A 20,456-nucleotide genomic window follows, 5' to 3' on the forward strand; every position below is an offset into this window, starting at 1 on the left:
ATCACTTCTCAAATGAGGCATCGCTTTTAGACGGGTCGGCTTTTGTTTTCGTTTCAAAATCATTAGCTGAACTATTCGTATCCTGTAATATTCTTCGTCCTTCTACGGTTTTTACCGTTTTTCTTATTAACGACTGTGATGAATACCTGGCACCCGCAACAAAATTGCCTGAGGCATCTAATCCAACCGGCAGCCTTTTAGGCGTTCGATCTGTTTCCAGCGGAGTAACCAGCTCTACCGCATCAATGATAGAAACGGTTAACGGAACCTGTAAGCCATAGTCGCCGCCACCGCTTGGCGCTAAAAATTTAGGAAGGTTGCTCATATCTACTCCGGCCGCTTTAAACATTATAAAGTCATCCCGGCTATTGTTATCCATAACCCAATCTTTACCACTGTATATAAAAGCTTTTACATTATCTACCAGAGGGTTATCAACATCATATTTCCATGGTTGAAAGGTACCTGTTCCGGTATAGGCTTCTCGGAGATCTTCAACAAGATTTACTTCAAAATCGGCATGACTTAAGTCTATTGTTAACGCAGGATTGGTGATACCTATTATTTCGCCATCATTTCCGTCATAGGGGTTCGCATGGTTCATGGCTGTTTGTGCGACAACTATGCTTTTACCAGGCTCAAGAGGATGCTCTTTGCCAGTGCCGGGAATCATAAACAAATACCTGAAATACAGGTTGTCTTTATTCGGATCGCCAATAGCAGACATTCCGGATACTTTACTCCAGTCGAATGGCACCGCACCAGTAGACACCGCTTTATTGTTGCATATAGTGCTGCCCAGGAACAAACTATCCAAATATATTGTTTCATTGGAATTATTATAAATTTCCACGAATTGGTCGCGATACAAGGCACCGGTTTTGGTATCGGAACCTGCATAGTAAATTTGTTTAAACACCAGGTCCCCTATTTTGCCGCCCTGCAGCTGAAGCCGGATATTTGTATTCATATTCAGCGCTTGTGTTTCTGTTGCATTGTATGGCACATTAGAAGTCACAAACACATTTGTCAACGACCGAAACTCCTCTTCAGTATAGTTTCTGGAAGCAGATACGGTATAATTTCCAGGAGCAATGCTCGCAAATACAGCAATGCCCGAACCGTTGGTACTGGCCGTATTCTCCTGTCCGCTTATCAAATTGGTTATTTTAACCAGTACATTTTCTTTAGACAAACCTAAAGCACTATCCTCCGGGCTGTATCCCACCTGTACGCTCAGCGATATGGCCTGCACTGTATCAATATCTGACTTTCTGCAGGCGAAAAAAGCAGATAGCAGCAGCATAACCGCAAATAATTGTTTTTTCATTTCTCTGTTTTTTTTACTACTTGTTATGTTTTATAATTGCAAACTGGCACCTATGGTAATGCTTAAAGGGCGGTAATTATAGATTCCTACCGAATCAGAACCGTTATTATTACTAATTTTATATGCCTTAGGTTTCATGTTCAGCACGTTAAAAGCGCTAACCGATAACCGTATACTTTTTTTAATTTCTTTTGCCACTCGCATGTTGAAGTTCCAGAAACCTTTTGATGGAATAACCAACTGCTCCTGATCTGCTTCACCAAAGCCTTTGCGTAAATAAGCTAACGCATCGTTTCGGGCCGCCTCGGGCGAGGGCACGATCACTTCGCCCGTATAAAGTGTATACGCGACCGGGTAAATGTTCTGTGCTTCCCAGCGCTGTTTCAATAATGGCTGATAGTCGATCACCGTATTTACAATAAACCCAACTTTTGGAATGTGGGTGCTTGTCGTAAAACTCACAATAGATTCCCGGGAAGTTCTTTGCTTGTTTATATACTGCACATACACTACTCCGTTTTGTTGGGCCACATCTGAAGCCAGTTCGGTTGTTGTTAAATTCCCTCCGGTGTATTTAGATACAGTATAACCTGCTCTTAAACCAAATGAGGTGGCGATAACCGGTACAAATTTTGTCTGAAATGACAACTGTAAACCATAGTCGACCGAGCTCAAACCATTGTTCATCCGGCTACGCTTCAATTCCCACACCTTGCCCTGCTCGCCAGTAGGAAAATAAGCAATGGTACCATCCTCATTTAAAGTATAGTCGTACAACGGAATCTCTGCAGGTATAAACTCTGAAAACGTATTGAATCCGTTTTTATTTTTTTTGTAGTAACCGAATAGCGACCCGTTTCCTATTCTAGCCGAATTAAAAGTTACACCCTGTTCAAACTGATAGGTCACCGCATTTCTAAGACGCTCATTTTTCGCCAACACTTTTTGGGTGTAAACCAGATAAAGGCTTTTATTAACCTGGCCTGTATACAGATTCAGCAACGGTATATCGAAATAAGTCGGAGCAGGGTATAAATGCGCCAAAGAAGGCGATTTAAACGATATCCCGTAAGAAGTGCTTAAACTCCAGTTTTTATGAACATAATAATTGAAGGAAACCCTGGGCTGGGGATTATTTCTTCCGTTTTGAAAATTTAATCTAAAGCCAAGCCCCAAATTAAATCGTCTTGAAAACATTTTACCTCTGACATTGTCCTGTAAATACAGGGCTACATTATTTTCAAATCGGACACTATCTTCATAGCTGAAAGACCGTTCATTCTGATTTGATAAATTGACCCATCTTGGCCTGTTGGGATCTACAATGTATCCCAATCCCGTATTGCCAGAAGTATTAAAAGCAAAACCAAATGACAGCTGATGTTGCAGGCCGGCAGTTGGCAGCAGGTTGGTTTGCATGTCTATATTGGCACTGTAAGCAATGGGTTTACCGTCTATTTCTTCCACCGCCAAATAGTTCCCCGGAATAAAAACGCCTTCATAAATCCCTGTCGTATCCTTGTATCCTATCCCTTTGGGCGGCTGATTAAACAGCATTTGCGAGTAGGTATACTGTTTTCCCTGAGAATAGTTTAAAAGAACTGACGCGGTATTAAAAAATCGTTTATTGAAATTGAAGGTAGTATTATTGCTAATACGTAGATTTCTTCTTTTAGAATAACTCATTACCCGGTCATCGTCGTCAGGATCGGCCTTAATATCATCCAGGTTAGACTCGCCATTTATGGTAAGCGAGTTGGTAACAACTTTTGAAAAGTTTTTCGTCCACTTTAAACTGGCGTTGAAATTATCGTAGCTTTTCAGCTTGTCCCGTGGATCGTCATTGCTATTCAGGTATCCTATGCTAAAATTCACGGCACCCGCCTTTTCCCCCAAACTGAGCCCCTTTGTCAATGAGAAACTACTGGAGCCGCCGTTAATATTTGTTGTAAAACTATACGGGGCCTTGCCCGCCTTTGTAGTAATTAGTATCGCCCCGTTCGTAAAATCGCCGTAACGTGCCGAACCAATACCCTGTATTACCTCAATACTGGCTATGTTAGACATGGGAATATCTCTCAAATCAAAACCATTATAAGTAACGTCCATCGCCGTTTCCCCCTGGGCATTTAACAAAGAGCCTCCAAGTCCCCGGGAGGAGAGGCCCCGAGACTGCATGTTTGTTTCATTGCTAACCCGAACCCCGTCTATAAAAACGGCTATGCCAAATGAATTATTGATTGCGTCGGCGTCCGATGCACTGGTTCTTAAATTAATTGTTTGAGGTGATTGTAAATTAGGTGCCTCGGTCTTCTTTCCGGGCAAAGTATTTAACACATCCATCAATGAAAAAGCCTGTAACTGACGGATAGCTTCTTCGTCAAAAACAATCGAAGACGCTGAGTTCTGATTTTTGACCGTACCAGTTACCACTACATCGTTTAAGGTTAAACTCAGGTTGGGGAGTGTCATTTTTATAACGGAAGCATAATTCGCCTTTTTTAGCACAATCGTTTGAGTGGCTTTATTTACGTAAGAAACTTCAAGCGTAACGCTATCTAATCTTAGAAAATCCGTAGAAAATTCGAACATACCACTAGCGTCGGTAGTTTTGGAAGCGATTTCAACACCATCTAAATTTAATTTTGCTGTAGCAAACTGCAGTGGCTTCCCCTGCGTGTCTTCTACCCAACCACGAATACCTCCGGTATCCTGCGCACCTAACGCTATAGCAAAAAAATTTGCTACGAGCGACAACAGCCCAATATAAAAATATTTAGCAATAGTCCCTTTCATTTTGGAGCTGCAAAACTACTGGCATATCTTCCCGTTTCATTTACGAAATGCGGAAATATTCATTTGACCAAAATCAACTATTCGTCATTACTGGCCAATTTTATAATTTTGCCCCGATGACAGACAAAGAAAAATTACGCCTTGATAAATATTTATGGTCGATCCGACTGTTTAAAACCCGGCGGATCGCTACCGATGCCTGCAACGACAACCGGGTAAAATACCTGGAAGAACCGGCCAAACCAGGTAAAAACGTGCACCTGGGTGATATTTATGATATCCGCACCGAAGGCCGCAAATGGCGCATTAAAGTAACGGGCCTCCTGCATACCCGCCTGAAGTATGAAGAAGCCATTAAATATTATACCGACCTTACGCCTCCGGAAGAACTGGAAAAAGCTAAGATTCAGGCTGCCTCCTTCTACAGCGGCAAGCGCCTTAGTAAAATTGGCCGCCCTACCAAAAAAGAACGCCGCAGCCTGGATGGTTTCATGGACGGAGACGAACTGCCCGAAGAAAATCCATAAAAAATTGTAACGAATATTGTTCGTCCGATACTAACCTATACATGAAGTGCACCAGGCTGTGACACAAAGAGTATGCGTACCTGATTCGGAAAAAGACATCGTGGCCTTTGCGCCTTCGCGGTTAATAGATAGTAACAATATTTCAATCAACATTTTGGCAGATAAAGAGCGGGCATTTTTACAACTGATGAAGCAACATGCAGGTATACTGCATAAGGTGGCGCGCCTGTATATGGATACCGAAGCCGACCGGCAGGATTTGATACAGGAAATGATGGCGCAGCTCTGGCGCTCTTTTCACAACTTTAACGGTGATAGCCAGTTTGCAACCTGGATGTACCGGGTGGCTTTAAACACTGCATTAACCTACCTGCGCAATAATAAAAAGCATAACGATCATCTGGTATACACCGAAGCACCTGAAGTGGCTGACAACAGCACTCATCCTCAACAACAGGCACAACTGGATATTTTTTATGCGGCTACGCATCATTTAAACCCGGTGGAGAAAGCATTGATCTTCTATTTTATGGAAGGGTTCTCGCATAAAGAGATTGGGCTTCAGTTGGGGATCAGCGAAGTAAACGCACGTGTTAAGCTAAACCGCACCAAAGAAAAATTACAGAAAATCATTAAATCATTGGGCTATGAATTTTGACAATCTAAGATCCGAGTGGGATGCCGAAAAGGCCGACGATGTGCAAATCCCTGATGCCATAGAAAAGCTTCAAAGAGCTAAGCACCCGCTGGTGCAACTAAAGGCCACGATGAAAAAAGAATTGCAGATGCAGGTCATTAGCCTGGCTTTGTTTATTTTCTTCCCTTTTATTCTGCAAATGGGCCCATCTCTGTACCTGATCTATTACCTGGGTTTTATGGTTATTACGATTGTATCAGCGTACTACCTGTTGGCTTTTTCCAGGTTTTATAAAGGAGTGGACGCTTTCGATCTTGCCAGTAAGGATCAGCTACTTAAAATCTATTTTGACCTGCAATTAAATATGGAGCGGTACCGGTCCTGGGCTTTTTTGCTCATCCCCTTCCTGATGTTCACTATCGGACTTTTCTCCTATAGCCATCTCCAGAGAGCCGGTAAATGGGAAACGCTTACAGGGCTACCGGTCATCCTCCTGTTTATAATCGGATTTGCGTCGATGGTATTTATGATCGCCGCCACTAACTGGTGGCTCAAATATTATTATGGCAAGTACGTCAACCAGTTAAAAGAAGTGATTGATTCGCTAAAGGAAGATAATTAAAACCCATCGATGACAATAGTGAACCAGGTCTTACATTTGCAGCATGCATATCGATATACTTACCGTGTTACCCGACCTATTGACCAGTCCGTTTGAGCACAGCATTATGAAACGTGCACAGGATAAAGGACTGCTGACCGTTAAAGTGCACCAGCTGCGCCAATGGGCAGTGAATGAATACGGACAAATAGACGACTACCAGTACGGTGGAGGAGCAGGTATGGTTATGATGTGCGAGCCTTTGGCCAATGCCATCGAACAGTTATCGAAAGAAAGGGCCTATGATGAAATTATTTACCTTACACCAGATGGTGAGCGGCTCAACCAGAAAACAGCCAACAGCCTATCGCTCAAAAATAACCTGCTCATGATCTGCGGGCATTATAAGGGTATTGATGAACGTATCCGCCAGCAATATGTAACCAAAGAAATATCTATTGGCGACTACGTATTAAGTGGTGGTGAGCTGGCAGCGGCGGTATTAGTAGATTCCATTGGAAGGCTGCTGCCCGGCGTACTCGGTGATGAAACCTCTGCCCTTACCGACTCCTTCCAGGATAACTTACTGGCGCCTCCTGTATATACCCGCCCGGTTGATTTCCGTGGTATAAAAGTACCCGATGTATTAATGAGCGGTGATCATAAAAAAATTGATACCTGGCGTTATGAGCAGTCGGTACAGCGTACCAAAGACAGGAGACCTGACCTGTTGGAAGAATAACTTTTATATATACAGTATTTTTCGTCAGTAGACGGTATGGAACAGGAAGTACGCTATCTTAGCTTTGTACAAATACTTGTGCCATGAGAAATTAATTCCAGCAACCCTGTTTTACCTTTTTTATCCATTTGCATGCAAGGGCAGTCGTTAACCACATTACCCAGTGGCGGCAATAAAAAAGCCACGGTAAACGAGCAAGTGGGTCTTACAGATGTTATGATACATTATAGCCGGCCGACGGTGAAAGGACGCGAAGGCAAGATCTGGGGTCAGCTGGTGTATGAAGGGTTTGGCGACCTGGGTTTTGGCAATAATGAAGGAGCTCCCTGGCGGGCAGGCGCTAATGAAAACACCACTATCAGTTTTTCTAACCCGGTTACAATAGAAGGGCAACCACTTCCTGCGGGCACTTACGGTTTCTTTATCGCTTACAACCCCAATGAATGCACGATGATATTTTCTAAAACCAACAGTCTTGGGGCGGCTACCGTAACTCTATGTTGGGGATAATAGGAACGCTAAAGGCAGGAAAGGATATTAATTAAGGTAATTAAAAAAGCCACGGACACTCTGATCAATCATCTGAGCATCCGTAGCATATTTTCTTCTTCAAGTTGAGCAGGCTTTATATCTTACCCACCATCTTCGCCGGAATTACCCACTCATCAAATTCTTTATCGGTTAAATAGCCCAACTTCAGCGCCATCTCCTTCAAAGTCGTTCCTTCTTTGTGTGCTTTCTGTGCTATTTCGGCGGACTTATAGTAGCCGATCTTTGTATTCAATGCCGTTACCAGCATCAACGAATTGTCCAGGTGCTTTTTGATATTGGCCTGTATGGGCTCGATACCCACCGCACATTTATCGTTGAACGATACACAACCATCGCCAATCAGTCTTGCACTGTGCAGGAAGTTGTAGATCATTACCGGCTTAAATACATTCAGCTCGAAATGACCGTTGGCGCCACCTACACTTATCGCAACATCGTTACCCATTACCTGCGCTGCAATCATCGTTAAAGCTTCACATTGGGTAGGGTTTACTTTACCCGGCATGATGGAAGATCCCGGCTCATTATCTGGTATAAAGATCTCACCAATGCCACTGCGCGGACCGCTGGATAACATGCGGATATCATTCGCTATTTTCATCAGGCTTACGGCCACTGTTTTTAATGCTCCATGTGCTTCCACAATCGCATCGTGTGCCGCCAGCGCTTCAAATTTATTTTCCGCTGTTTTAAAAGGCAGCTTAGTCAGTTTCGCGATCTCAGCCGCTACATTTACATCATACCCTTCAGGCGTATTGATACCCGTGCCTACAGCAGTACCACCCAGGGCCAGCTCGCTCAAATGCGGCAATGTATTTTTAATAGCTTTTAATCCGTGGTCCAGTTGCGATACATATCCGCTTATTTCCTGACCCAGTGTTAACGGAGTAGCATCCATAAAGTGGGTACGGCCGATCTTCACCACTTTCATATATTGCTTGCTCTTCTTCTTTAGCGTATCGCGCAGCTTTTCAATACCCGGTATCGTTACTTCAACCAGTATTTTATAAGCCGCAATATGCATCGCTGTGGGAAAAGTATCGTTACTGCTCTGGCTTTTATTTACATCGTCATTAGGATGCAGGAATTTTTCTTTATCGGTGAGCTTACCGCCATTCAGCACATGGCCCCTGTAAGCCACCACTTCATTCACATTCATATTGCTTTGGGTACCACTACCGGTTTGCCATACTACCAGAGGAAATTCGGCATCCAGTTTACCCTCCAGGATTTCATCACATACTTTACCGATCAGCACACTTTTGTTCTTAGGTAATACTTTGGCCTTTTGATTGGTAATAGCGGCAGCTTTCTTCAGGTAAGCAAAGGCGCGGATAATTTCTTTGGGCATTTTGTTGGTATCCTGCGCTATTTTAAAATTCTCAATAGAACGCTGGGTTTGCGCGCCGTAAAAAGCCTGTGCAGGAACTTTTACTTCTCCCATCGTGTCCTTTTCAATTCTGTATTCCATAATTGTTTAAAAAATTTATTTAATATGAGATGGTGACAAAGGTATTATTTAAGCCCATTCATACTGCATTATTTTTACAGTATACGGATTAACAACATAATAGCACAGGAAAAAAAAATGGCCGTACCTGCACATTTATTTCAGTATTTTCATAGCAACTTTTATGAAGTATTTCATTATTATATTACTTGTAATGGCCGGACTTGGATACTACGCTTTAACCATCACCCGGAGTTCAGCACCCGCTCCTGCATCACCGAAAATTGCATCTGCTGATACACTGCCACAAACAAGAGATTCTTTACTAAACAGTCATGTAATAACCAAGGATACCAATGTTGCTCTACCATTAGATTCTATAGCTGATTTTGCAGAAACGCTGCTGGGTATTCCTTATTTATATGCTTCCAACAGCCCTTCAAAAGGCTTCGACTGTTCGGGTTTTATTACCTATGTTTTCAACCATTTCAATGTGGAAGTACCCAGGTCTTCGGTAGACTTTACCGACAAAGGTGTTGCTGTTGACCTCCGGGCTGCACAACGGGGAGACCTGATCCTCTTTACAGGAACCGACCCTGCGGCAACAGTAGTTGGCCATATGGGTATTGTAACCGGCAATACCGATAGCCTGAGGTTTATCCATTCCAGCTCGGGCAAAGCAGGCGGCGTTACTATTTCGTCGCTAAACGAGTATTATACCTCAAGGCTGGTAAAGATCATTTCGGTGAAAAACGGATTGTAACTTTTTTCGTATTATCTGTTTGCAAAACCTCAATTGTTCGTAGGACCGCATCCACTTAGTGTCTTCTTTGGTTTGCAACGCGATTGCAATAATAATTACCAATTCTGCAACCTCGTTTTAATAATAACTATGGCTAGCTGCTTCGGCATTTCAACCTTGCAATAACTTTGCATGTTATAATAGTGTGTTATGGAAACGAATAAAAAAATACAATGGAAAGTAGAAGGCATGGATTGTGCTACCTGTGCACTAACCATTAATAAATACCTGAATAAAGAAGGAGCAAACGATGTGAAAGTAAATTTTGCCACCGGCGATGTTAGCTTTGAAAATAACAGCGGGTTATCAGTAGATAAGATCACCAAAGGCCTGGCAGACCTGGGTTATACTGTGGCTGGTGATGCTTCACACCATGACCACGCACATGGCCACAGTCATGAAAACCGCAAAACAGGCTTTCTGAAAAACAATGCCCAGCGTTTCTGGTTTTGTCTGCCCTTTACATTGATCCTGATGCTGCACATGATACCAGCCCTGCATCATAGCTGGATCATGCAGCCCTATGTACAGCTGGTTTTGAGCTTGCCTGTTTATATAGTGGGCATGTCTTTCTTTGGTGTAAGCGCCTGGAAAAGCATTCGCAATGGCATGCCCAATATGAATGTGCTGATCGCCATTGGCGCCACAGCCGCATTTGTATACAGCTTGTATGGCACTTTAACCGGGCAGGATGCTTACATATTTTACGAAACAGCGGCAACGGTAATCACCCTGGTGTTCCTGGGTAATTTCATTGAAGAAAAAGCAGTAGACTCCACCCAGGCGCAATTAAAAGAATTATCAGAGAGCCAGGTGGTAATGGCCAATATGATCGCTTACGATAACGAGCATAATGAAAATGTGTTCCCGGTAGAGACCAGCTCATTGCGCACCGGCGACCTGATCCTGATCAAAAGCGGCGAACAGGTACCGACAGACTGTAAGATACTCTGGGGCGATGTCAATGTAAACGAAGCCATTGTTACAGGAGAAAGCACGCCCGTGCAAAAAGGCTATAAACAAGAGCTGATCGGTGGCAGCTTGGTTACAGATGGTACTGTAAAAGCCCAGGTAACGGCGGTAGGAAAAGACACCGTTCTGGCCGGTATTATTAATATGGTACAGGAGGCGCAGGGAGAAAAACCTCCCGTACAGCAAATGGCCGATAAGATCAGCGCCATATTTATACCTGTTGTATTGGGCATTTCGGCTATTACTTTAGCGGTGAACTGGATCGTTCTTCAGGAGTTTACGCCCGCGCTGATGCGCGCTATTGCTGTGCTGGTAATTGCCTGTCCTTGTGCGATGGGCCTGGCTACACCTGCGGCTATTGCCGTGGGCCTGGGACGTGGCGCCCGTAATGGCATTCTCTTTCGTAATGCCACCAGCCTGGAGAATTTTAAAAATATCAAGCAGGTGGTATTTGATAAAACCGGTACCCTTACCACCGGCCAGTTTGCCATTACCGATTATAAAATACTGGACAACCGTATTGATGAACCCGCATTTCAATTGCTGGTGTATTCGATGGAAAAATACTCTAATCACCCCATAGCAAAGGCACTGGTGAAAGAATGGAAAACCAGGGGTGAGATACGCTGGCAAAAAATAGAGGAGATTAAAGGTGAAGGCATGCGGGCGCTGGATAAAGCGGGTAATGAATACAGGGCCGGATCCTATAAAATAGCAGCGCACTTAACCGATGATGACAGTTATAATATTTATGTGTTGGAAAACAATACCCTGATCGGCTATATCAATGTAGCAGATGAGTTAAGGCCCGAAGCCAAACAGGTAGTGAGCTATTTTCACCGGAAAGGGATTAAGACCGTATTATTAAGTGGCGATAAGCAATCCAAAGCCCAACATATTGCTGCAACGCTGGGCATTGATGAAGTAATTGCTGAGAAAACACCTGAACAAAAGCTTCAGATCATTGCACAAAAAAATGCGGAAACACCCACTGCTATGGTAGGTGACGGCATCAATGATGCGCCTGCCTTAGCCAAAGCCACCATTGGCATTAGTATGAGTGATGCTTCCCAGATCGCCATGCAAACCGCGCAAGTGGTTTTAATGAACCACGGATTGAAAAACCTGCCGATGGCTTTAGGGCTTGGAAGGCATACTTATAAAACTATAAAAGAAAACCTGTTCTGGGCTTTCTCTTATAATATCATTGCCATACCCATCGCTGCATTGGGTTTTTTAACGCCTTCTTTCGGTGCTTTGATCATGGCTTTTAGTGATGTGGTGCTGGCGGCCAATAGCAGCCGGTTGCTGGTGAAAAAAGTGGATTAAGAGATCATTAATATATGGCCACGAACACGAATGAAAAAATATCCGTGCATTCGTGGCCATAACAACAACAATATTATCTGCCGACAGATTACTCTCTACACCGCCGCAACAGACCGGCTCTTCTTAATAATCCATTGTATCACCAACACTGAAACAATCAGCAACCCCATTGGGATCAGCAATACGTAAAAAGCCTTCACTCCTCCTACTTCTCCAAACAATATACCCACGATCCGCGAACCGAGGGTACCACCTAATGCTGAAAAAATAATAATGAGGCCGGACATAGGAGAATGCAGGTTCTTCGGCAAATGACTTAATACCGTAGAATTGAGTAAAGGATAAATAGGTGCAATAAACAAGCCTATCAGCGGTAACATAAAACCCAGCACCGGCACATCTGAAATACTGACCAACCGGGTAACATGAGCAGCAACATTGAGCTGCGGCAATATAGCCAGCAATAAGGCAATAGAAAGCAGCGCACAGCCAATAACAATAACTGCCCAGGATATTTTTTTTGACAACCATCCGGCCACAAATCTCCCCACCGCCAGCGATATAGCCAGCAGCGAAGCCATCTGTACACTTAGCTTTTCAGAAAAAGAAAAGATCTTTTCATTAAACCTCGGCAACCAGGTCATAATGCCCTGCTCAATCATTACAAAGAAAAAAGCAGAACAGATAAAAACAAGCACTAAAGGCACTGCAATCAATGATAAAGAGCTTTTGATATCTTCCTTCCAGTTAGCGCCTGCAGTGGGCGCAGGTATCTGTACATTCGATACAACAAGAAACAAAAACGACAATAGTATGCCGCCGCAAAGGAACAGGTATACATTCAGCCAGGCATTGGCGTCAGTTTCTGAATAAAAAGCGGGGAACAGGAAATAAGCACTGGCAATGCCTACCATAAAAAAGCCTTCTACGGAGCTCATTAAAGCTGAATGTTGCCGGGGACTATCGGTAACCACACCCACCAAACTATACACCGATAATTTGATCAGAGCAAAGCTCACCCCTACCGACAGGAACATCATTTTGGCAGCCCAAAAGCTATTGCCAAAGCGCATGCCTAAACAGCCTATAAACACAATTCCCAGCGCAATCAGCATTGCTCTTTTATAACCAATGCGCGGTAAAAAAGAAGCAACAAAAAAAGATACAATGGCAATGGGCAGATCTTTAAATGCCTCCAATACAGATGCGGCTTTTTCATTAACGCCATATACGTTAATAGATTTGGCTATAACAATACCCACGCTATTGAGCAGTATAGCAAAAACAAAATAGTTGATGTAAAGCGATAGCTTGATTTTCCAGTTAGTTGACATAGTTGAGCTTTAAAAATGAAAGGCCATTAGTAAATTAATGGCCTTTCAGAAAACAACGGAAGCAATTAATAACCTGTATTTTGTTTCAAATTAGGATTTACCGCGATCTGCTGACTTGGTATTGGGTACACCAAAGTCTTAGGATCTGGATCAGCAGCTTTCTCCTGCCATGCCACCAGGAATTTTCCAAAGCGGATCAGGTCCTGCCTTCTCCAGCCTTCCCAATACAGCTCACGGGCACGTTCGTCTAACAAGTTGTCCAATGTTAAGGAACCAAAAGCAGCAACGCCCCGGTTAGCTCTTATGCCGTTTACCAGGCCCAGCGCTTCGCCTGCAGTTCCGGTGCCACCTCTTAATATAGCTTCTGCCTGCATCAGCAGCACATCCGAATAGCGATACACAACCCAGTCATTATTACGCTGTCCTGTAACGCTATAGTCGAATGCATATTTCATAGGGCGTATGCCCGCCGTTTCCAGCGTAGCGCCCGATGTGCGTATGGTTACTTCACGGGTAAATACCAATGGCGCATTAGCAGGGTTCCGGGCCATTAAAGGTTCATTCGTTTTCCAGTTATACTGCTGTCCTGCAAAAAAGCCAACATTTTGTCTTTTAAAGCCTTTTGTTTTATTATAAGTGGTATCTGCAGCATAATTATAATAAATACCACGCCTTTCATCGTTTGCAGCAAACTTATCATAGTAGTCAGATAAAGTGCACCAGCCATTCCATCCCCCGGGCGTCATATTATAGTGTGCAATAGTGTTCCAGGCGCGATCTACGTTCCCGCCCCTTTCTCCGTTTTTATTCAATAAGGTATAAATATTCTCGGTAGACTTTACATCATTATCCGGTGCGAAGTTATCGAAGTATTTACCGGCGCCTGATACGGTGTACAAGCCAGATGCTGTGATTTCTTTGGCTAATGTAATTACCCGGTTCATATCTTCAGCCGCAAATGTCGGCGCCTGCCGGTTTAAAAAAGCACCTTTATTCAGGTATATTTTCATCAGCAATACTTTGGCTGCATTACGGTTGGCTACATAAGCAGCGGTAGGCCCATTGGCGGGTAAGCTGTCCAAAATCTCATTCAGGTCTTTCACCATATAATCGATAGCGGCTTGCGGCTGCAACACTTCGGGAGCGATCCTGAAATCTTCCAAAGCTGCTCCCTCTCTTACCGGAACCACACCATACAGGTCTATCATATCAAACATAGCTAAAGCTCTTATAAATTTAGCTTCGGCAGCCTGTTGGGCACTGGGGCTATACTTCAACACATTGGTAGCATTATAAATGGCTGTGCCCAGGCTTACGAAAGTATTATTCATATAACCGTTATCGGCGTTCCAGGTATGCAGGTGAATGGCCCGGTGCATACCATTATCATCCCAGTCTCCACCTCGGGTAGGTGCCATTGCAGCGTCGGTAGATATTTCCTGCATTACCCAACGTTGCTCTTGTTGATAAGGCGTATTAAGAGAAGTATAGGCCGTTACCAAAAGACCTCCTGGATCAACATTACTATTGCCTTCCCCCAGCTCACCTTTAAATTCTTCTGCCAGTTTGGTACAGGATACACTGCCTGTAATAACCGACCCTAACATTAATGTATATAATAAGTATTTAGATTTCATCTGTTTAATTTTAACGTCCTCGGGTTGTTACCGTCCGGACAGGTTATCAATGGCTATTTGTACACCGCTTTAACATGCTCCTTTATATTTTAAAGCGAGAAAGAAACACCTAACAATACAGTTCTCGCAGGCGGATAAGGCAGGTACTCAATACCTAAAGAAGGGATGCCGTTGGTTGCTCCATCGGTGTTCACTTCAGGATCAAACCCGGTATATTTGGTAATGATAAACAGGTTTTGACCCGTAAGCGAAATGTTGAAATTCTTCAAAGCATTACCGATATTACCTACCCTGTACCCTAATGTAAGGTTGGCCATTTTCAGGTAGTTGCCTTTTTCCAGGTATCTGGTTGAAGGCGCAGCCGAGTTAGAAGTAGATTCTTTCACACCTGTATTGAAAAATGAAGATCCTATATTCCGTAGAGAAAGATTACTCAAACCAAGCGTAGTAGCTGCCGTATTATTAAACAGGTAATGCCCCATAGCCCCGTTCATATTAGCGCCTAAACTGAATTTCTTGTACGTAACATTGGTAGAAATACCCAGCAAAGTTGTGGGGTTCGGGCTATTATTATAGAACTTATTGATGGCCGGATCGTTGGCACTGCTGATGCTGCCATCGGCACCGCGATACATACTCATACCTGTTTGAGGGTCGATGCCTTCATGAATAGCCAGGTACCAAACATTCAATGGCTGGCCATTTACCATACGCTGACCCAATACGCCAGAGAAGCCCTGGCCTCTTAACGCACCTGTTTCATAATATCCCACCAGGCCACTTACGCTATTTTTCAGGAAGGTAACGTTACCGGTCAGGTCCCAGGTCCAGTCTTGTGTTTTAACCACCGTCCCTGTCAATGCGATCTCCACACCTTTGTTTACGATCTCACCATCCAGGTTCACCCAAACACGACCCGCAGGTGCCGGCTGGGCAAGGGTTTGCTCAAATAAGGCATCGGTAGTTTTTTTATTGAAGTAATCAATCGATCCATATAAACGATTGTTCAGGATGGAGAAATCGATACCGGCATTGATGGTAGCCGAGGTTTCCCATTTTAAATCGGGGTTGCCATAGTTTGCCTGGCTGATGCTGCGGTTGCCAAATACCAGCCTGTTCAAAGACGCACCGGAAGGAAACTCCTGGTTACCGGTTTTACCCCAGCCTAACCTCAACTTCAGCTGGCTGATATTATTGTTGCCTTTTAAGAATGCTTCTTCAGCAATATTCCAGGCCACCGCCAAAGACGGGAAAATAGCATATTTATTATTGGCACCGAACTTGGTAGATCCGTCTCTCCTGGCCGTAGCCGTAAATAAATAACGATTCAGGTAATTAAAACCCCCTCTGACAAAAAGCGACTGTAATTGATTGGTTGGACTTCTATAAGAAGCTATTTCTCTTGTGGCAGGAGTAGAATACTGCATATAATCGAAATAGTCCAGCCCAACAAAATTAAACCCTCGTCCAAAAGTGATATTATTATTGAAATTATAATCCAGATATTCATAACCGGCAACCGCATTAATATTCCAGTCATCGTTCACCTGCTTGTTATAAGAAAGTGTATGCGTCATCTGCTGGTTGGTTTCGCCATTGTTGGATATGAATGCCTGCTCATCATTTAAACCGTTAGCAGGATCGATGATACCTGCTCTGTAAATCCCTTCCCGGTTACCGGTTTGTCTCATCACACTGTATATAAACTTGTATTCCAGGTCGTCGGTAATTTTATAATAAGGCGCCAAATTCACCACCATGGTATTGGTTACCGAGCGATCTTTAAACGCATCAATAGTAGCCAGTGGGTTGCGGGTAGAAGTATTGATAAAAGTAAGATTACCATTTTCATCTCTTAACGGCCTTGTAGGGTTCCACTGCAAAGCCTGCGATATCAGGTTACCCTCCGAACCCACCATGGCATTGATAGGCGCATACTGGTTATTGGTTTGGGTAAGGAACAATGAAAAATCAAGTCCCAATCTCCTGCTTTCTAAAAACCGGAAATTACCGGTAAAGTTGGCTGTATACTTTTTCAATTGCGATCCGGTAATAATACCATTTTGATTCAGGTAACCGCCTGACAGACGATACTTACCATGCTCAGTACCACCGGCTACATCCGCATAATAATTTTGTGTTACCGCATTACGGGTAATGGCCTTAAACGCATCTACATCGCTTCCAAAATCAGCATTGGCGGCTTCCGAAGGAGTGTAGAAGTTCAACGCTTCTCTGAACCGGGCGGCATCCAATACATCAGGATACTCCCGCATATTAGAGATACCTGCCGACGCACCTACCGATAATACGGGAGGGCCGGCCTTACCTTTTTTAGTTGTGATAATTACCACACCATTCGCACCGCGTGAACCGTAGATGGCCGTAGCTGAGGCATCTTTTAAAATGTCCATACTGGCTATATCGCCGGGATTCAGGTAGGTAAGCGGGTTACCCCTGTCTGAAGAAAAGCCGCCCCTGCCTTCAGGCAGCGGTGAGTTACCCGACATAGGCACCCCATCTAATACAAATAAGGGGTTATTACTGGCCCTGATGGAAGAGTTACCCCTGATGCGCACGGTAACAGACCCGCCGGGCTGACCGGTATTGTTGATCACCATCACACCCGGTGTTTTACCCTGTATCAGCTGATCGGGATTTGTCATAATACCCTTGTTGAAATTTCTTTCGCTGATGGTTACCATCGATCCGGTGAGGTCTTTCTTTCTTGCTGTTCCATAACCGATCACTACTACTTCATCAATGCTCTGGGTAACCGGTGTTAAGGTAAAGTCTACGGTCTGGGCCTTACCGTCTGCAATATTTACCGATTGGGTACCTGATGCATATCCTACAAAAGAAGCCGTAACCGTATAGCTACCATCTTCTAATTTGCTGAAAGAAAAAGAGCCATCACTTCCAACCGAAATACTTAAGTTTTTTTCCACAACCACTACTGTAGCACCGGCTAAAGCTTCTCCTTTATCGGAGCTTACTTTCCCGCTAATGGTCCCAGACTGGGCGTAGCTGTTAAAGGCGAAAAGAAATTGCAGCAGCAGCAACACGCCGGCAATTTTTGTAATCCGCCCCATCCATAAAGGTGGTCTTTCCATAATCATTGAGTTTAAAGTTTGAGTAAAAAAAAGATTCATTGGCAAAACATTTATTAATTATTAGCTGTTCTCACGCATTTTTCATTTTCAGGTAAACGCCATTGGTCCACCCAAAACCATCCTGGTTAGGATATTCGCCTCCGGTGTTCTTTCCATCGTACTTCTTCATCACCGGATACTTTTCCATTAACTTTCCGGTTTGTGCAAAACGGTACTCTATATTGCTCATCCAGTTACTCCGGATAGCCCCGGCCAGATCCCGGTCGCCATACCGCAAAGCTGCTTTGTAACCAATCCATTGCAAAGGAGCCCATCCGTTGGGCGCGTCCCACTGCTGATCCGTAGCCACATCGGTGGTTAACAGTCCGCCTTCCTTTAGCAGGTGCGCTCTTACAAATGCAAGCACCTGCGCGGCATGTTCAGAAGAGCTGATCCCAACATACAACGGGAATAGCATAGCAAGCGATCTTGATACAGTATGCTGCTTTTTCAGAAAATGATAGTCTTTATATACTCCATCCGCTTCGTTCCATAAGTATTTTTCTATGGCGTCAATTCTCCCGGCAACTATCGTTTCATATTTACGTCTCATGCTCCCGTTACCCGAAACTGTATAAGCATCCAATAATGTTTGCTCCAGATGCAACAACATACAGTTCAGATCTATCGGAATAATTTCTGTAGTACAAATACTGTGCAGATTATTACCATCGGCAAGCCACCGGCTCGAAAAATCCCAGCCCGACTCACAGGCAGCTCTTAAATTCCTGTATAAATTTTTATTGCCGGGCACTTTATTCATTAAAGCTATATCTAATGCATACCCTTCCGGCCTGGGTGTGTTTTCGGTATCCCAATAACGGTTCAACAAAGCCCCATCTTCCATTTTTACTACATGTAAGCTGGCTGGTTGCTGGTTGAGATTTTCAGCACCCCGCATCCAGAAACCGTACTCTTTTTCCAGCGCTTCCCTGTATTTTACGAGTACAGCGTCTCCTTTTTTATCCTGCAGCAAGCGCACCATAGAGGAATAAAAGGGTACCTGTGAACGCGTGAGATAATAAGTACGATTGGCATTAGGTATAAACCCGATACTGTTAATAAGGTAAGTGAAATTATCTACCATCCCTTCTACCAGGTCCAACCGGCCGCTTTCGGCCAATCCCAGCATCGTAAAATAGCTGTCCCAATAGTATAATTCATTAAACCGTCCGCCCGGAGCCACATACGGATGCGGCAATCCTATCAGGGAGCCTTTATCCAAATTATTGAAACGTGTTAAGCTGTCCCAAAGATTATGGATATAGTCACATATGGAGCCGGCATCTGAAGACAAATTGGCTTCGGCGCTGGTGGGAATAAAAAAGTTTTCTCTTATAAAAGCTAAAAGATCAAAGCCTGGCCAATTTTTCTGATTCGCATACTTGGCGGCAATATATGGCAATGCAAACAACGGTTCTGCATCAGCAAAAGTTTTCTGGTCCTTAAATACGTGTTGAGCCTGCACATCGGCAAACAAAGCTCCTATGGCTGAGGTTGTATCCGTAGCAATCATAATAAATAAATTTCTTTAGCAATCTGCAAAGCATGCTGCAATCAGGTGGCAATCATGTAAAAAATCCTGGCAGCCTTATCGTTTTCTTCTTAAACAAAAATGCATCAACTGATCATTTCTTCATACAACGGTATTCACTTTTTATTGAACTGTATTAATCATTTTTTATTTATATTTAACAGAATAATGAAAATAGAATACGAAATTGTAAAACCAGACAAGGGAAGCTCCTTCCGGCTTCTGCATCATAAAATGGTGCGTGAGTCCGATTTTGTATGGCAATTTCATTATCACCCCGAATATGAGATTGTATTTGTACCCCAGGGAAGCGGCACCCGGCACGTGGGGAATCATTTAAGTACTTATCACCAGGGAGATCTTGTGCTGATCGGTAGTAATTTACCCCATTCGGGTTTTGGCCTCAACTCGTCGGGGCTGCACGAAGAAATGGTATTGCAGGTAAAGCCTGAGTTTATCCCCCTGCATTTTGCCGAAATGAATCAGGTAGAATCATTGCTTGATCGGGCGAGGTATGGCATTTCATTTTACGGAACGACCAGGGATCATGTGGGCGATATTATGGCAGCGATGGTTCATCAACCACCGTTCCAAAGAATGATCCGGTTACTGGAGATCCTGGAAAAACTGGCTGGATCCGAAGAGTATACTATTCTCAATAGCAGTATTGTTTCACCTGCCTTGCTTTCTAAACATAAGGCGCGGCTGCAAAAGGTTTTTTCTTACGTAGAAAAAGAATACGCAGGTGAAGTACAGGTGCAAAAAGCAGCGGCACTGGTAGGACTGTCGGTACCTTCCTTTTGTAATTTCTTCAAAAAAACCACGCAGATCACTTTTTCTGATTTTGTGAATCAATACCGCATACAGAAATCGTGCATGTTGCTGCACCAGGACAAAAGTATATCTGAGATTTGTTTCGAATGCGGCTTTAACAATGTAACCTATTTTAACCGCCTTTTTAAACAGATCATGAATGAAACCCCTTCGGCTTTTAAAAAGAAGATAGGCAGCCTCGGTGAAGTGGCATAGCGCATTTTTGCTGCCTCCGGAAATTTATTTCT

The 20,456-nt window shown here is 43.7% G+C and carries 15 protein-coding genes; 8 read left to right on the forward strand and 7 right to left on the reverse strand.

Going from position 1 to position 20,456, the window contains the following annotated elements:
• Position 1: 1 nt before the first annotated feature.
• Both U0035_RS10175 and U0035_RS10180 read right to left on the reverse strand, forming a co-directional pair.
• Positions 2-1,330, reverse strand: a complete 1,329-nt coding sequence (locus tag U0035_RS10175; RefSeq protein ID WP_114792203.1) for a DUF4876 domain-containing protein — start codon at positions 1,328-1,330, stop codon at positions 2-4.
• Between the two features lie 30 nt (positions 1,331-1,360).
• Complete coding sequence (locus U0035_RS10180) at positions 1,361-4,087, reverse strand: TonB-dependent receptor (RefSeq protein WP_162817959.1); 2,727 nt, start codon at positions 4,085-4,087, stop codon at positions 1,361-1,363.
• A gap of 155 nt (positions 4,088-4,242) precedes the next feature.
• On the opposite strand from U0035_RS10180, the gene U0035_RS10185 reads away from it, so the two are divergent.
• From U0035_RS10185 to U0035_RS10205, 5 genes are all read left to right on the forward strand, one after another.
• On the forward strand, positions 4,243-4,653 hold the full coding sequence (locus tag U0035_RS10185) for an RNA-binding S4 domain-containing protein (RefSeq protein ID WP_114792256.1): 411 nt from the start codon (positions 4,243-4,245) through the stop codon (positions 4,651-4,653).
• Between the two features lie 58 nt (positions 4,654-4,711).
• The gene (locus tag U0035_RS10190; RefSeq protein ID WP_211316499.1) at positions 4,712-5,311 is read left to right on the forward strand and encodes an RNA polymerase sigma factor; all 600 of its coding nucleotides are present in this window, start codon (positions 4,712-4,714) and stop codon (positions 5,309-5,311) included.
• Positions 5,301-5,912 (forward strand): hypothetical protein, encoded by a 612-nt coding sequence (locus tag U0035_RS10195; protein ID WP_114792205.1) that lies wholly within the window; start codon positions 5,301-5,303, stop codon positions 5,910-5,912. The genes U0035_RS10190 and U0035_RS10195 overlap by 11 nt, the downstream gene beginning before the upstream one ends.
• Before the next feature lie 43 nt (positions 5,913-5,955).
• Positions 5,956-6,633: a tRNA (guanosine(37)-N1)-methyltransferase TrmD gene (gene trmD / locus U0035_RS10200; protein ID WP_114792206.1), complete on the forward strand. Its 678-nt coding sequence runs from the start codon at positions 5,956-5,958 to the stop codon at positions 6,631-6,633.
• 132 nt (positions 6,634-6,765) lie between these two features.
• Positions 6,766-7,143 carry a DUF2911 domain-containing protein gene (locus U0035_RS10205; protein ID WP_114792207.1) on the forward strand — a complete coding sequence of 126 codons (378 nt, stop codon included), beginning with the start codon at positions 6,766-6,768 and terminating at the stop codon, positions 7,141-7,143.
• Between the two features lie 115 nt (positions 7,144-7,258).
• On the opposite strand, the gene fumC is transcribed toward U0035_RS10205, so the two are convergent.
• The gene (gene fumC, locus U0035_RS10210) at positions 7,259-8,656 is read right to left on the reverse strand and encodes a class II fumarate hydratase (protein WP_114792208.1); all 1,398 of its coding nucleotides are present in this window, start codon (positions 8,654-8,656) and stop codon (positions 7,259-7,261) included.
• 163 nt (positions 8,657-8,819) lie between these two features.
• Here fumC and U0035_RS10215 point away from each other — a divergent pair, with 163 nt between their 5' ends.
• Together U0035_RS10215 and U0035_RS10220 are read left to right on the forward strand one after the other, a co-directional pair.
• Positions 8,820-9,398, forward strand: a complete 579-nt coding sequence (locus tag U0035_RS10215) for a C40 family peptidase (protein WP_114792209.1) — start codon at positions 8,820-8,822, stop codon at positions 9,396-9,398.
• Positions 9,399-9,587: 189 nt separating this feature from the next.
• Entirely contained in the window at positions 9,588-11,738 is a 2,151-nt protein-coding gene (locus U0035_RS10220; protein WP_114792210.1) for a heavy metal translocating P-type ATPase, read from the forward strand.
• A 95-nt stretch (positions 11,739-11,833) separates the two neighbouring features.
• Here U0035_RS10220 and U0035_RS10225 read toward each other — a convergent pair whose 3' ends face one another.
• The 4 genes from U0035_RS10225 to U0035_RS10240 form a co-directional block, all read right to left on the reverse strand.
• Entirely contained in the window at positions 11,834-13,072 is a 1,239-nt protein-coding gene (locus U0035_RS10225; protein ID WP_114792211.1) for an MFS transporter, read from the reverse strand.
• A gap of 65 nt (positions 13,073-13,137) precedes the next feature.
• Positions 13,138-14,709 carry a RagB/SusD family nutrient uptake outer membrane protein gene (locus U0035_RS10230; RefSeq protein WP_114792212.1) on the reverse strand — a complete coding sequence of 524 codons (1,572 nt, stop codon included), beginning with the start codon at positions 14,707-14,709 and terminating at the stop codon, positions 13,138-13,140.
• Between the two features lie 89 nt (positions 14,710-14,798).
• Positions 14,799-17,822 (reverse strand): SusC/RagA family TonB-linked outer membrane protein, encoded by a 3,024-nt coding sequence (locus U0035_RS10235; RefSeq protein ID WP_245957793.1) that lies wholly within the window; start codon positions 17,820-17,822, stop codon positions 14,799-14,801.
• Between the two features lie 70 nt (positions 17,823-17,892).
• A complete protein-coding gene (locus tag U0035_RS10240; RefSeq protein ID WP_114792213.1) occupies positions 17,893-19,377 on the reverse strand; it encodes a trehalase family glycosidase in 1,485 nt (494 codons plus the stop codon).
• A 186-nt stretch (positions 19,378-19,563) separates the two neighbouring features.
• Between U0035_RS10240 and U0035_RS10245 the strand changes: the two genes are divergently transcribed.
• Positions 19,564-20,424 (forward strand): helix-turn-helix domain-containing protein, encoded by an 861-nt coding sequence (locus tag U0035_RS10245; RefSeq protein WP_114792259.1) that lies wholly within the window; start codon positions 19,564-19,566, stop codon positions 20,422-20,424.
• Positions 20,425-20,456: the final 32 nt, after the last annotated feature.

The organism is Niabella yanshanensis (assembly GCF_034424215.1).
GTDB classification, from domain to species: Bacteria; Bacteroidota; Bacteroidia; order Chitinophagales; family Chitinophagaceae; genus Niabella; species Niabella yanshanensis.